The 13378-nt window shown below is 34.8% G+C and carries 12 protein-coding genes; 6 read left to right on the plus strand and 6 right to left on the minus strand.

Annotated features, from left to right (window positions below; all coding sequences use genetic code 11):
• Window positions 1-12: 12 nt before the first annotated feature.
• From ubiE to nadE, 3 genes are all read left to right on the plus strand, one after another.
• Complete coding sequence (ubiE, locus tag OQ292_RS11825; RefSeq protein WP_284682340.1) at window positions 13-735, plus strand: bifunctional demethylmenaquinone methyltransferase/2-methoxy-6-polyprenyl-1,4-benzoquinol methylase UbiE; 723 nt, start codon at window positions 13-15, stop codon at window positions 733-735.
• Window positions 684-1478 (plus strand): type IX secretion/gliding motility protein PorT/SprT, encoded by a 795-nt coding sequence (gene porT / locus OQ292_RS11830; protein ID WP_284682341.1) that lies wholly within the window; start codon window positions 684-686, stop codon window positions 1476-1478. The genes ubiE and porT overlap by 52 nt, the downstream gene beginning before the upstream one ends.
• Window positions 1479-1795: 317 nt before the next feature.
• Entirely contained in the window at window positions 1796-3787 is a 1992-nt protein-coding gene (gene nadE, locus OQ292_RS11835) for an NAD(+) synthase (protein WP_284682342.1), read from the plus strand.
• Window positions 3788-3812: 25 nt separating this feature from the next.
• Here nadE and OQ292_RS11840 read toward each other — a convergent pair whose 3' ends face one another.
• The gene (locus OQ292_RS11840; RefSeq protein WP_284682343.1) at window positions 3813-5741 is read right to left on the minus strand and encodes a cation:proton antiporter domain-containing protein; all 1929 of its coding nucleotides are present in this window, start codon (window positions 5739-5741) and stop codon (window positions 3813-3815) included.
• 178 nt (window positions 5742-5919) lie between these two features.
• Here OQ292_RS11840 and purE point away from each other — a divergent pair, with 178 nt between their 5' ends.
• Window positions 5920-6438: a 5-(carboxyamino)imidazole ribonucleotide mutase gene (gene purE, locus OQ292_RS11845; RefSeq protein ID WP_284682344.1), complete on the plus strand. Its 519-nt coding sequence runs from the start codon at window positions 5920-5922 to the stop codon at window positions 6436-6438.
• Window positions 6439-6453: 15 nt separating this feature from the next.
• On the opposite strand, the gene OQ292_RS11850 is transcribed toward purE, so the two are convergent.
• From OQ292_RS11850 to glyA, 5 genes are all read right to left on the minus strand, one after another.
• Window positions 6454-6849 (minus strand): hypothetical protein, encoded by a 396-nt coding sequence (locus OQ292_RS11850; RefSeq protein WP_284682345.1) that lies wholly within the window; start codon window positions 6847-6849, stop codon window positions 6454-6456.
• A 105-nt stretch (window positions 6850-6954) separates the two neighbouring features.
• Complete coding sequence (locus OQ292_RS11855; protein ID WP_284682346.1) at window positions 6955-7515, minus strand: SPOR domain-containing protein; 561 nt, start codon at window positions 7513-7515, stop codon at window positions 6955-6957.
• Between the two features lie 80 nt (window positions 7516-7595).
• Complete coding sequence (gene mrdA / locus OQ292_RS11860; protein ID WP_284682347.1) at window positions 7596-9392, minus strand: penicillin-binding protein 2; 1797 nt, start codon at window positions 9390-9392, stop codon at window positions 7596-7598.
• Between the two features lie 16 nt (window positions 9393-9408).
• Window positions 9409-10308: a twin-arginine translocase subunit TatC gene (gene tatC / locus OQ292_RS11865; protein WP_284682348.1), complete on the minus strand. Its 900-nt coding sequence runs from the start codon at window positions 10306-10308 to the stop codon at window positions 9409-9411.
• Window positions 10309-10342: 34 nt separating this feature from the next.
• Window positions 10343-11650, minus strand: a complete 1308-nt coding sequence (gene glyA, locus OQ292_RS11870) for a serine hydroxymethyltransferase (RefSeq protein WP_284682349.1) — start codon at window positions 11648-11650, stop codon at window positions 10343-10345.
• A gap of 327 nt (window positions 11651-11977) precedes the next feature.
• Between glyA and OQ292_RS11875 the strand changes: the two genes are divergently transcribed.
• Together OQ292_RS11875 and OQ292_RS11880 are read left to right on the plus strand one after the other, a co-directional pair.
• Complete coding sequence (locus OQ292_RS11875) at window positions 11978-12409, plus strand: MarR family winged helix-turn-helix transcriptional regulator (protein WP_284682350.1); 432 nt, start codon at window positions 11978-11980, stop codon at window positions 12407-12409.
• A 38-nt stretch (window positions 12410-12447) separates the two neighbouring features.
• A complete protein-coding gene (locus OQ292_RS11880) occupies window positions 12448-13356 on the plus strand; it encodes a serine hydrolase (RefSeq protein ID WP_284682351.1) in 909 nt (302 codons plus the stop codon).
• The last annotated feature ends 22 nt before the right edge of the window (window positions 13357-13378 follow it).

Raw genomic sequence — 13378 nt, forward strand, 5'->3', positions numbered from 1 at the left:
AAAACTAAAACAATGGCAGTAGTTCCTTATAAAGAAGCGGCATCTGGAAAAAAGCAACAAGTCGCTGAGATGTTTAACAATATCTCTCATAAGTACGATTTCTTAAATCACTTTTTAAGTATGGGAATCGATATTTACTGGAGAAAAAGAGCTATTAAAATATTAAAAGCAGAAAAGCCAAAGACAATTCTAGATGTTGCAACTGGAACTGGAGACCTTGCTATAGAGGCCATGTCAATTAAACCAGATAAAATTACTGGTGTTGATATTTCTGAAGGAATGTTGGAGTATGGTCGCAAAAAGTTAAAGAAACTTAAGTTAGAAGATAAAATAGAACTTCAATTAGGCGATTCTGAAAATCTTTCTTTTAAAAATGATAGTTTTGATGCTGTAATGGTGGCATTTGGCGTTAGAAACTTCGAAAACCTTGAAAAAGGGCTTGCAGAGATACATAGAGTTCTAAAAGATAATGGCACTTTAGTTGTACTTGAATTTTCTAAACCAATCGTTTTTCCCTATAAGCAACTTTACAATTTCTATTTTAAAAACATTTTGCCTCTAATAGGCAAAATTATTTCTAGGGACCAAGCCGCTTATACCTATTTACCTGAATCTGTTCAGGAATTTCCATACGGAAAAGCTTTTACAGACAAGTTGGATAAGTTAGGCTATAAATCAGTAAAATGCAGACCTTTAACATTTGGGATAAGTTCAATTTACGTAGCCAAAAAGTAACTGGATTAGTTATCTTTTTAATTGTAATAGCATCTTCCACTCAGCTATTTGCTCAGTCAAATAATAGGACTGTTACGCTCAGAAGAATGAATTACGACAATAAAAAGATGCACTATGGTTTCCAGATTGGTATTTTCTCTTCTAACCTCAATGCAACATATTCTGAACATTTTGCTCAGGGTTTAGATAGCGTAGTAGCGATATCTCCTAATAGACATATGAGTTTCTCTTTAGGATTCATTGTTAATTATTCTTTAGGGAATGAACTGTGGGATATTCGTTTGCTTCCGAATGTGTCTTTCTATGCTCATTCAGTAGACTATTCATTTGATGCAGATCAAGTGGCTGGTTCAGATGGGAGTGACCTTTCTGAAGGTTCGACAGAGTTGGTACAAATTGATAATGCGACTACTTTTTTAGAGTTGCCAATTATGTTTAAGTATAAGTCTCTAAGAAGGAAGAATGCTAGATTTTACTTAATTGGAGGTTTAACTGGTGCTGTGGGTGTAGGTGGTAAGAAAGGCGGAGAAGACCCACGAAGTTTAGGCTTAAACAATTATAATCTGGAAGTATCTTATGGTATAGGACTAGATTCCTATATGCAGTTCTTTAACTTCGCTCCTGAGTTACGTTTTTCTCATGGCTTAGTTAACATGCTAAAGTCTAATGACAATATTTACACTAATAATCTCGATAGAATGACTACCCACAAAGTCACTTTATATCTCAACTTTGAAGGTTAATAGAGATTCACTCATAAAAAATACAAACCCTTATAAATACACAATCCCCTGCCAAAAGCAGGGGACTGTCTCCAAACATTACTTATTATGATCGTATTTTCATAGTATCTATATCCATATAAAAAAAAGGTAAACCCTCTTTGCCAAAATTTTATTTTTTTATCTAAAAAATTTACTCAATCCCCCTTTCTTTGTATCTATACATCAATTTTTTTAATAAGATGGACAAGGATTATTTACTTATACTTGTTGTTAGTTAAATAATACCTTTGTAATATTTTTCATCAGTTATCAATCTCATTAGTAAATAATTTTACATGAAGCTCATAAAACTAGGGGGAGTAACACTTAATCAGATTCCACTTCATTGGGAGCATAATCTGAAAAATATATTAGATGCGATAGCAATAGGGAGGTCTAAAAAAGTAAGTATTCTTTGTTTGCCAGAGTTGTGTATTACTGGTTACGGTTGTGAAGATGCTTTTTATGCACCGGGTGTTCATGCTACAGCTCTAAAAATGCTTGAGCGAATTGTTCCTGAAACTGAAAATATGGTAGTTTCAGTTGGTTTGCCTATGATGTATCAGAATCATATTTTCAATACAGTTTGTTTAATAGCTAATAAGGATATTCTTGGTTTTGTTGCTAAGCAATACCTTCCGGGAGATGGCATACATTATGAGCCAAGATGGTTTACTCCATGGCCAGAAAATAATGTTTCCAAAATTAAGATAGGAGAGAAGACTTATCCATTCGGAGATATATTCTTTAAACTGGGTGATATTAAGATAGGCTTTGAAGTTTGTGAAGACGCTTGGGTTTCTAGCAGACCGGGAGTTAAACTTCATAAATACGGTATAGATATTATCTTAAATCCAAGTGCCAGCCACTTTGCATTTGATAAACTGAAAGTAAGAAAGAGATTTGTGTTAGAAGGTTCTCGTGCTTTTGGTTGTGCATATGTGTATGCTAATATGTCTGGAAATGAAGCCGGTAGAGCTATTTATGATGCTGGAACACTAATCGCAAGTGTGGGAGAATTAAAAGCAGTAGGTGAAAGGTTAATCTTTGATGATGTAAGGCTGACTGCCGCTGTTATTGATATTGAAGATAACAGAGTGAAACAAGCGCAAAGTAGTGTACAGTTTAAGTTTGCAGACCTCACAGATATTTGCGTAGAATCTTCTTTTAGCTTTCCTGAGATTTTGCCAGAAGAATCTGAAAATGAAGATAAACCTTGGGAAGCAAGTTCACATATAAAAGAAGAAGAATTTACGCGTGCAGTAAGTTTGGGTTTATTTGATTACATGCGCAAAAGTTACTCTAAGGGATTTGTAATTTCATTAAGTGGTGGAGCAGATTCTGCTGCTATTGCTTCAATTTGTTCTATGATGATCAGGTTTGGTATTGAAAGTATTGGACTTGAGAAATATAAAGCAAAACTGGGCTACTTTAAAGAAATTCAAGATTGCCAAACAGCAGAAGAAATTGCAGCTAGAATGATTACTACTGCCTACCAACCTACAGAAAATAGTGGAAGTATAACCAGAAATGCAGCTTCGGGTTTAGCTAAAGCCATCAATGCGACACATCTTGAACTGGATGTAAATAAAATATTTAAAGGTTATACAAATATTATTTCTGAAAAACTAGGACGACAACTTAGTTGGGAGACTGATGATATTGCACTTCAAAATATTCAGGCGAGGGTTCGCGCTCCAAGTGTTTGGATGTTGGCAAATATCAATGGTGCTTTATTGTTGTCAACTAGTAACCGTTCAGAAGCTGCGGTTGGCTATGCGACTATGGATGGTGATACTAGCGGTGGTTTAAGCCCAATTGCCGGTATTGATAAAGCATTCTTGAGAAGTTGGTTAAGATGGCTTGAAAATGAAGGTATACAAGGGGAAATTAAGATTCCTGCCTTAAAGGCAATTAATGAACAGCAACCGACTGCAGAGCTAAGACCAGCAGAATCTAAACAAACTGATGAAGATGACTTAATGCCGTATGATTTGCTGGATGCTATTGAAGAAGCTGCAATTAGAGATAAAAAAATGCCTTTAGAAAGTTTCCAATTGTTACTCAATCAATTTCCTCAGTATAATAGATTGCAATTGAAAGACTGGGTAATCAGGTTTTATAGATTATGGTGCCGAAATCAATGGAAAAGAGAGCGTTATGCGCCATCGTTTCATTTAGACGATAAAAACCTCGATCCTAAAACGTGGTGTCGTTTTCCTATTCTATCAGGTGGTTTTGATTATGAGATTAAAGAATTAGAAGCTTATTTTTCTAAATTGAATTAAAAAATATGTTGTAGTAAGGTTAAGATTATCCTCTTTCAAATCTTAACCTTACTATTTCTAAACTTTCCATTGAGCCTACTACGTTTACCAAATCTTGAAGCCTCAAACGGGTGTACCCATGTGAAACAATTATCTGATTTCCCCTTCTAATAGAAAGAATAATCGTATCTGGTGGTAGTCTTAAGTCTCTTAGAAATGCTCCGTGAAGTTGAGGGTCAGAAACTTCAATTTCCGCGGTTCCTTGCCCTTCTTCCATACCCAATAGTAAAGAAGTAGTTGTGGGAGACCTAACAAACTGATCCATCAAACTTACAATAGCCGTAGATGGATCAACTATTCTTGCACCAAGCTTATGAAAATGATCTAGATTTTTTCGATCATTTATTCTCACAATTAAATCTTTAGTGCCGTAATACTCATAAGCTAGTTCACAAATTCGGTAGTTTTCCTTGTCAGAAAGCATGGTAACAATTACTTCAGTTTCATCAGCTTCTAACTCATCCATTACTTCTTTAGTAATTGCGGGTACAATTCTAATATCTACATCAGAAGTATTTGCTAAATCTAGATTAGAGATGGTGGTGACAATTTTTGCTTCCCAGCCATTTTTTTTGAGCAACCTCGCCAAAGCAACAGATTTTCCTTCTAAGCCAAAAATAATGGCATCTCTTACACCTTCGTAGTGTTGGCCAGTAGCTTTTACGTGATCTTCTTTTAAGTGTACGATAGCCCATTTAAATAATGGTGGTCCTACTATTTGGTTCAATACAATTACTGAGATTAATAATGTAGCAAACTCATTACCCCATGCTGGAAATTCATTGGCAATTTCTGTTACTAAACCAATTCCGACACCTGCTTGCGTTACATAAGGCATCCAGCTAATTTTATTTATGCTCCAAGGTTCTCCTCCCAAAGTTCCACCAACAAAAGCTCCGATAATCAACGAAACGAGTCTTATTGCAAATAATAATAATGCGATAGACCAGACTTTAGCCAATATATCTAGCGACATGGTAGCTCCTGTAAGTGTAAAGAAAGCGATGTATACAAGAGGTCCAGTTTTATGAATGATATTAAAAAACTCAGCTTTATTTTTACTGTAATTTGTGATTAAAAAGCTGGCGATTATACAAATAAGTAAGGGCTCAAGATGTACATCTATTCCAAAGTTTAGATGTGTATAATGTTGTATCAGGTGAGATAGTAAGTAGATACAGTAGCCTGAAACTAAAAGTAATATGGCTTTTAGTTGAATAAGCCATCTGGTTTTTAAAATTAACTCAATAGCTTTTGAAAGAGAATAACCAATAAATCCTGATAAGAGTAATTCGGCTATTAGAACACCAAACAACATAATGTCGAAAGGTAAATTACTTATAAATGCGCCTGCTAATGAGAAGTTTACAGCAAATAGAATAATTACCAAAACATCTTTGAGTACAGTTACACCTAATGAGGTTTGCGTAAATGGCCCTTTAGCCCGCATTTCGTTTATTACAGCAATTGCAGAAGAAGGAGACCTTGCAACAAAAATAGTTGCTGCTAAAATTGAAACTGCAAGTTTGCTACCATGTCCCATTTGTCTCATAAATGGGATTAGATCTGCTAGAAAGTAAACCGCAAAAGCTCCCAAAACGAATGTTACTACAAATTGCCCAAAAGTCATCCAAACTATATTTCTAAAGCGACTGCGAAGTTCTTTTAGGTATAATTCTGAACCAGCTGCAAAAGCAATAAATGCTAAAGCTGTTTCATTGATGAATAAAAGGTCGTGTGAAGCTCTTTTGGGTATCAGATTTAGTATGTATGGGCCGGTAATTATTCCTGTAATAAGCAAACCTGTAATTAGCGGTAGCTTTATTTTTGGAAAAAAATGTGATATTCTGTCAGAAGCGACCATGATAACTAAAAAACCAAAAATGATTTCTATAGTTTCCGGAGTTAATTCCATATAAATTTATTCTCTATATCATGTGTTATAGTCAGATAATTATAGCCAAAATAAGATTTAATTTATTAAATAACAGCATACATTTGCAATGTAGTTGGATTTTAATGCTAAAACTGATATAAATTTTATAATAAGAAATATTTGCTAAATCATATTTTCATCAAAAACTGAGGGTAAAATGGGAAAAGTAGGAATTATAATGGGGAGTAAGTCAGACTTAACAGTAATGGCTGAAGCTGCATATGTTTTAGAAGAACTAGATGTGGATTTTGAAGTAACAATTGTTTCTGCTCACAGAACTCCAGAGCGTATGTATGAATATGCTAAGAATGCGAGGAAAAATGGTATAAGTGCTATTATTGCTGGTGCAGGTGGTGCTGCACACTTGCCTGGTATGGTTGCTTCTCTAACTAGTCTTCCTGTAATTGGTGTACCTGTTAAATCTAGAAACTCTATTGATGGCTGGGATTCTGTATTGTCTATTTTACAAATGCCCGCTGGTGTACCGGTTGCTACTGTTGCTTTAGATGGTGCGAGAAATGCTGGTATTCTTGCTGCTCAGATTATTGGTAGCTCAGATAATGAACTAGGCAAAAGATTAGATGAGTTTAAAGAAAAATTAAAAGATAAAGTAATGGATGCTGTTGATGAAATTGACAAAAACGGCTGGGAAGGGAAAAAAATAGGGTTTAACTAAGTTAAACCCTTTATTTTATTGAATGATTTTTAATGGCATTATATCAGCATCTATATTATCGTTGTTTTTTAATAGCCTTTGAGTATAACTAAGCTTACCGTTTGGAACGATTAAAAACAACTTACCTTCTTTAAATGAGGCAAAAGCTGATAATAAACTCCATTTTTCTATCAATTTTTTCTGTACTTGCTTCTTTCTTTCCACAAATTCAAAGTAGCATTTGCCTGCACCTTTAAAAGCTGTGATATTTGGTACAAATTCTTCTCCGGTTTCTCTTCTTGTTAAAGTAGATGGTCTATCAAATTCTCCAGCGTCTACTTTAATTTTGTCAAAACCTTTTCTTCTAAGGTGGTCTACTACTGAGTCAATTACCTCTTGATTCTCGAATTCTTGAAAGTTTTCTTTGAGCATAATACTTATATGGTTTATTTTTCTACCGAAATTCAGCGGTTATGTTAATAATTCGTTAATTTAATGAATAAAAAAAATTGATAATTCCAAAAATAAAGGTGACTTTTAGCGTTTTTTCTCGCTTTCGAGCAGATATTTATCCATATCTACTTTTATCATATCTGGAATAATTAAAGCTTGTGGGTAGTCGTCTTTTAGCAAAAGGAAAAGTTCGTAAGCTTCCATCTTATTAAGAAACTCTCCAATTTTCACTTTGTAATTAGGTCTGTCGTAAGCTCTTTTCGTCTTTTCGTCAAACCTTACTAAAAGCTCATCTCTTATATCTTCGGCTTTACCCCGGCTGGTTCCTGAGTAAACCTGTATAGTATAGCCAACAATCCCTTGTTCTTCTAAAATTCTTCGATTTCTTTGGGCAAGAAGAACTGCCGATTGGTCTAAGTCGTAATTGATATCTAGTTCCGGATTTGGAGCTGGCTTTTCTTTTACTTCTTCTTTGTTTGCTAGAGAAGTATTTTGATTTTCATTAACAGTTGTATCTTCTATTACGGGTTTTACCCTATAAATGTTAATATTATCTGAAAAAGGAGTATTACTAGCGATCTGATTTGACTTACAGGCACTCAGCACTAATAATATAAGTAAAAATCTTATTAAATTGTTTTGCATAATGTTTTATTTGTTGGCTAGTAAAATAATCAAGCTTACCTTAGGGTGTATCTGGATTTGCATTTAACATTCATGCAAAGTTACTGCACATTCATAAAATCACCAGCTAAAACATAATTTTCGAGCCACACACGTTTCTGATCAATTTCTCCTTTTAGGTATTTTTCAATCATTAAACTTGCAATAGGGGCTGCCCAGCTGCCTCCGAAACCTGCATTTTCTACATAAACAGAAATCGCAACCTTGGGGTTATCTAATGGTGCAAAAGCCATAAATACTGAGTGATCTTCGCCATGTGGGTTTTGAGCTGTTCCAGTTTTGCCGCAAATTACAATATCTGGGTGTTTGGCTAAACTGGCAGTATAAATCTGCGACATTGCTCGAGCGATATAATCGAAATAAGCTTTATCAATGTCTACTACTTGTTTGTCGTACTGTAAAGTACTATCACCAATTTGTTTTACTAAGTGAGGAGTGTAATACCAACCTCTGTTAGCAATTGCAGATGCTTGTGTAGCAAGTTGAACGGGTGTAACTAATACCTCGCCTTGTCCAATACCTATCGAATAGACATTTGGTAAACGCCATTCTTTTATGTAATAATTTTTATCGTAATAAGCTGGAGAAGGAATTAAACCATTTTTTTCGAAAGGTAAATCAACTCCTGTTTTATGGCCAAGCCCAAACTCACCAAGCTTATCGTGCCAAGCTTGTAAGCCAATTCTTGTATCTTCTCTTTGATCGCTACTCTTCCCTGTTAAAATTATTTTTCTTAATGCCTTAAAGTAGAATGGGTTACACGAATGCTGGATTGAACCAAAAACATTTAATGGAGATACATGATTATGGCAACCCACTAGAGACTTATCACACGAAAATATAGTGGTAATGGTGTCTAATGCTTTATTATCTAAGCCAGTTAGTGCCATTACTGTTTTAAGTGTGGAGCCCGGAGGGTAAGCAGCTTGTATTGCTCTGTTAAACAGAGGTTTAGATGGATCTCTAATTAATTCTAGAAAGTTTTGGCTCGCTTTTTTTCCTTCACCAGTTAATAAGTTAGGATCATAAGATGGAGCAGAAATCATAGTAAGAATTTCTCCAGTAGAAGGGTCAATCGCTACAATTGCTCCCTTTTTATTCTGCATTAATTTCTCACCATATTTTTGAAGGTCAAGTTCAATACCGGTATAAAGGTCTTTGCCAACTTGAGGTAAAGTATCAAAATTTCCATTTTGGAATTTTCCTTTTTGAATACCTCTAACATTGGTCATTACAAAGCTGACGCCTTTTTTACCTTTTAATACAGGTTCATACTGTCTTTCTAATCCACTTTTTCCAACTAAGTCGCCTTGTCTGTAACCTTTACCTTGTTCAGAGTCTAGAAAATCTTTATCCACTTCTTTTACATAGCCAATAATATTAGCCATGCTGTTTTGTGGATAATCTCTTAAAGTTTTTTCTTGAATATAAATGCCGGGAAACTCATTAAGCCTGTCTTCAATACGAGCAAAGTCAAGAACAGAAAGTTGTTTTACTAAAGCAACTGGTTGACCTCTTCTTTTCTTTGCTTCTTCAAGCTTAGTTCTAAGGTATTCTCTATCGATATTAAAAAACTCACAAAACTGGGTTGTGTCTTTTACATCAAGCTCTCTAGACGAAAACATTAAGTCGAAAACTGGTCTGTTTCTAACAATCAGTTTACCGTTTTTATCGTAGATCATCCCGCGTAAAGGATATTTTACAATTGTACGGATAATGTTATTATCAGCCGTTTTTCTATAGTTATCATCAAAAACTTGGATGTGGAAAAGCTTCACTGTAAAAACCAGTGCAACTATTACAAAAACAGCTCTGATATGTGAGAATTTATCAATCATAAAAAATTACCTTATTTTAAAGGTTTTCACTTTGATCAAGTCTAATCAGTGCCTCTTCTTCCTCCTTAGCAGCTCTTTTGTGTACTCTAGCCGAAACATAAATACTTCCCTGATAAAGGAAAAATATAGGAAGTGCTACAAAAATCTGTGTAATAGGATCTGGAGGCGTTATTACTGCACCTACTACTAATATAACTACAAAAGCATGTTTTCGGTATTCTTTCATCAGTTCTGGAGTAACAACTCCAATCTTAGAAAGGAAAAATACTACCATTGGTAATTGAAACATCAACCCGCAGGCAAGTACCATCATGGCAATGGTAGAAACATATGAGGTAAGGTCTATCTCATTTAAAATACTTGGGTCAACTTGATAATTTGTTAAGAAGTTGATTGCAAGCGGAGATAATACAAAATATCCGAAGCATACACCTGTAAGGAAAAGTATGGTTACAAAGAATGTAGCGCCTCTGGTTACTTTTTGCTCTGTTTCATATAAACCAGGTTTTACAAATCTCCATATTTCCCAGAAAGCATAGGGGAAGGCCAAAACCAACCCTATGATAACTGAGGCAAGAAGGTGCATCGTAAACTGACCTGTCATGGTTCTGTTTTGTATCTCAAAAGTAATTTCATTGATACAAAGAGCATCAGAATGTATCAAGTCAGACAGTTTACAAAGTGCTTTATATGTAGGGAAATCAGGTTTTGATGGTCCTAGTATAATTGTACCAAATACAAATGATTTTGATACTAGCGCTATTATTGCAAAAACAACGATAGAACCTACCGCCCTTATAAGATGCCAACGTAATTCTTCCAGATGATCCAGAAACGACATACCTTCTTCTTCTCCATTTGGAATTTCTGGTAAATTATCGCCAGCTTTTTCAATTAAATCCTGATTCCTTGTCATAAATACACCAATTGAAAATGATGAAAATGTCTGATTAAGACGCTACAATAGTTGCAGATTCTTTTTCGTATCCGTTAAATAGTGGATACTGAATCATCCATTCATTTATAGATTTTTTACTTTCGTTTATTTTACTTTCGTTTTCGTGGTTACTCAATACTTGATCGATCAGGTCAACAATTTTTTGCATATCCTGCTCTTTAAAGCCACGAGTAGTTATTGCAGCAGTTCCCACTCTCATGCCTGAAGTTACAAACGGAGACTTATCATCAAAAGGAACCATGTTTTTATTTATGGTAATATCTGCCTTAATTAATGTGTTTTCAGCGATTTTACCAGTTAAGCCCTTTGAGCGAAGGTCGATCAGCATTAGGTGATTATCAGTACCGCCAGAGATAAGATCGTAACCTTTTGCTAAAAATGCATTTGCCATAGCATCTGCATTTAATTTTACTTGCTTTACATAAGTAGCATACTCGTCTGAAAGTGCTTCACTAAATGCTACTGCTTTAGCTGCAATAACATGCTCAAGTGGTCCACCCTGAGTACCTGGGAACACACCTGAATCAAGTAATGAAGACATCATTCTAAGATTACCTTTTGGAGTTTTTATGCCGAATGGATTTTCAAAATCTTCTCCTAGCATAATTACACCACCTCTTGGTCCTCTTAAAGTTTTATGTGTGGTTGTGGTTACAATGTGGCAATATTTAAGCGGGTCATTTAACAAACCTTTGGCAATTAAGCCAGCAGGGTGAGAAATATCTGCAAGTAATAATGCTCCTATTTCATCAGCAACCTTTCTTAGGGCTTCGTAGTTCCAATCTCTTGAATAAGCTGAAGCACCACAAATAATCAACTTTGGTTTTTCTTTTCTCGCTTGGGCTACAACTTTATCCCAATCAATTACACCAGTTTCTTTTTCTACTCCGTAAAAAAGTGGCTCATATAATTTACCTGAAAAGTTTACAGGTGATCCGTGCGTTAAGTGTCCGCCGTGAGATAGGTCGAAACCTAAAATTTTATCGCCAGGTTGCAAAACTGCAAGCATAACTGCTGCATTCGCTTGTGCACCTGAGTGAGGCTGTACGTTTGCCCAAGCTGCACCAAATAATTCTTTTAAGCGATCAATTGCCAGTTGCTCTGTCTGATCAACTACTTCACAACCTCCATAATAGCGCTTTCCTGGTAAACCTTCAGCGTACTTGTTGGTCATTACACTTCCCATTGCCTCCATTACTTGTGGTGACACAAAGTTTTCTGAGGCAATTAATTCAATGCCAGACTTTTGCCTGTTATATTCTTTTTGAATAATGTCAAAAACTTGCTGATCTCTCTTCATGAATAAAAATATATATTAGACTGAAAAAACAAAGTTAAAAAAAATATCATTCAGATTTCCCAGCAAAAGTGATTGAGGGTTGAATAAAGATTTAATATTTCTGATTTAGACTTAATTTGGCTTTTATTTATGAGAATTATTAAGCGATTCTGCATAAAATACTCATTAAAAAAACACAATTAGTATTATATTTAAGCCTATTAGATTAAACATGTGTCTATAGCTTCAGGTTAGGTGAATTATTGGTATCAAACTCTAAAATAAATTGACTGTTGACCAAACAGTAGCACCAAATCTGACAGATAATGTAGGTGAAGCCTTTTAGCAATGGAAATTGAGAAATTACTTTTTGAGATTATTGATTTTATTTCAAACTCTACTAAAGAGAATAAAGAGGGTGTTTTGAGTGAGGATGAATTTTCCAAGCTTACGATTAAACAGTATTTTTATCTTGATCTGATAAGTCGTATGGAAAACCCTACATTTACAGAACTAGCAGATGCTTTGCAGATTACCAAGCCTTCGGTTTCTGCTATTGTAAATAAACTGGTAGATAAGGGGTACATTATTAAAGTACAGTCTGAAGACGACCAGCGGAGCTATAATTTACATCTTTCAGATAAAGGGAAGACACTTATAGAAGCCGAAAATAAAATTTACAGGGCTTTTTCGCTCCATATTAGAACCACACTCAACCCAGATGAGCAGCAGCAATTTGTGCATATCATGAAAAAAATACTCAAAACGCTACCCAGATAAATATATAATTAAATAAGTTTCCATAAAATTTAATTTATATGAGAAACTTATACCTCTTTTCTATTTTACTTCTATTTACTTTTTCTTGTGGAAAAATAAAAGAAAGCACCACTACTAAAGATCAGCTTAAAGCAGAGATTCAGGAAATATTTAATGCTGAAAAAGGTGATTTTGCTTTGGCATTTCTTCCATTGTTCAATCCTCAGGATTCTATCTTAATTAATGTAACCGAAGAGTTTCATGCTGCCAGTACCATGAAAACTCCTGTTATGTTTGAAGTTTTTAAGCAAGTAGAAGCTGGCAAATTAGCTTTAACAGATTCTATTCTAATCAAAAATAATTTTTACAGCATTGTAGATAGCAGTGAGTATGTAATTAAAGATGACTCTGAGAATGAACTCTATCAAATGATTGGCGACTCTTTACCACTTTATGATGTGATGTACAAAATGATTATTAAAAGTAGTAATCTGGGTACAAATCTGATTATTGAGAAAGTAGGAGCTAAAAATGTGACTCAAACCATGAGAGATTTGGGTGCGCCATACATTCAGGTTTTAAGAGGAGTAGAAGATTTAAAAGCTTTTGAGAAAGGGATGAGCAATACCACAACTGCTTACGACATGATGGTTTTGTACGAAAAAATTGCAAATGCTGAAGTTTTAAGCAGAGAGTCTAATGATAAAATGATTGAGGTTTTGCTAGATCAATATTATAATGAGATGATTCCAGCCAAATTACCGGCTGATGTGAAAGTAGCTCATAAAACTGGTTCGATAACAGGAGTGAGACACGATGCAGGTATTGTAATGTTACCAGATGGTAAAAAATATGTTTTGGTGTTACTCTCTAAGAATCTAGAAAACCCAGATGCAAGCATAGAGAAAATGGCAGAAGTCTCAGGCAAGATTTATCAGTATGTGATTGATAGCTATAAAAACTCTTAAGCAATAGCAGTACTCGATGTTT

Source organism: Chondrinema litorale, from assembly GCF_026250525.1.
Taxonomy (GTDB): Bacteria; Bacteroidota; Bacteroidia; order Cytophagales; family Flammeovirgaceae; genus Chondrinema; species Chondrinema litorale.

Coding starts and splice junctions, on each gene's coding strand:
- ubiE (WP_284682340.1), top strand. CDS start 13: ATGGCAGTAGTTCCTTATAAAGAAGCGGCATCTGGAAAAAAGCAACAA.
- porT (WP_284682341.1), top strand. CDS start 684: ATGCAGACCTTTAACATTTGGGATAAGTTCAATTTACGTAGCCAAAAA.
- nadE (WP_284682342.1), top strand. CDS start 1,796: ATGAAGCTCATAAAACTAGGGGGAGTAACACTTAATCAGATTCCACTT.
- OQ292_RS11840 (WP_284682343.1), bottom strand. CDS start 5,741: ATGGAATTAACTCCGGAAACTATAGAAATCATTTTTGGTTTTTTAGTT.
- purE (WP_284682344.1), top strand. CDS start 5,920: ATGGGAAAAGTAGGAATTATAATGGGGAGTAAGTCAGACTTAACAGTA.
- OQ292_RS11850 (WP_284682345.1), bottom strand. CDS start 6,849: ATGCTCAAAGAAAACTTTCAAGAATTCGAGAATCAAGAGGTAATTGAC.
- OQ292_RS11855 (WP_284682346.1), bottom strand. CDS start 7,515: ATGCAAAACAATTTAATAAGATTTTTACTTATATTATTAGTGCTGAGT.
- mrdA (WP_284682347.1), bottom strand. CDS start 9,392: ATGATTGATAAATTCTCACATATCAGAGCTGTTTTTGTAATAGTTGCA.
- tatC (WP_284682348.1), bottom strand. CDS start 10,308: ATGACAAGGAATCAGGATTTAATTGAAAAAGCTGGCGATAATTTACCA.
- glyA (WP_284682349.1), bottom strand. CDS start 11,650: ATGAAGAGAGATCAGCAAGTTTTTGACATTATTCAAAAAGAATATAAC.
- OQ292_RS11875 (WP_284682350.1), top strand. CDS start 11,978: ATGGAAATTGAGAAATTACTTTTTGAGATTATTGATTTTATTTCAAAC.
- OQ292_RS11880 (WP_284682351.1), top strand. CDS start 12,448: ATGAGAAACTTATACCTCTTTTCTATTTTACTTCTATTTACTTTTTCT.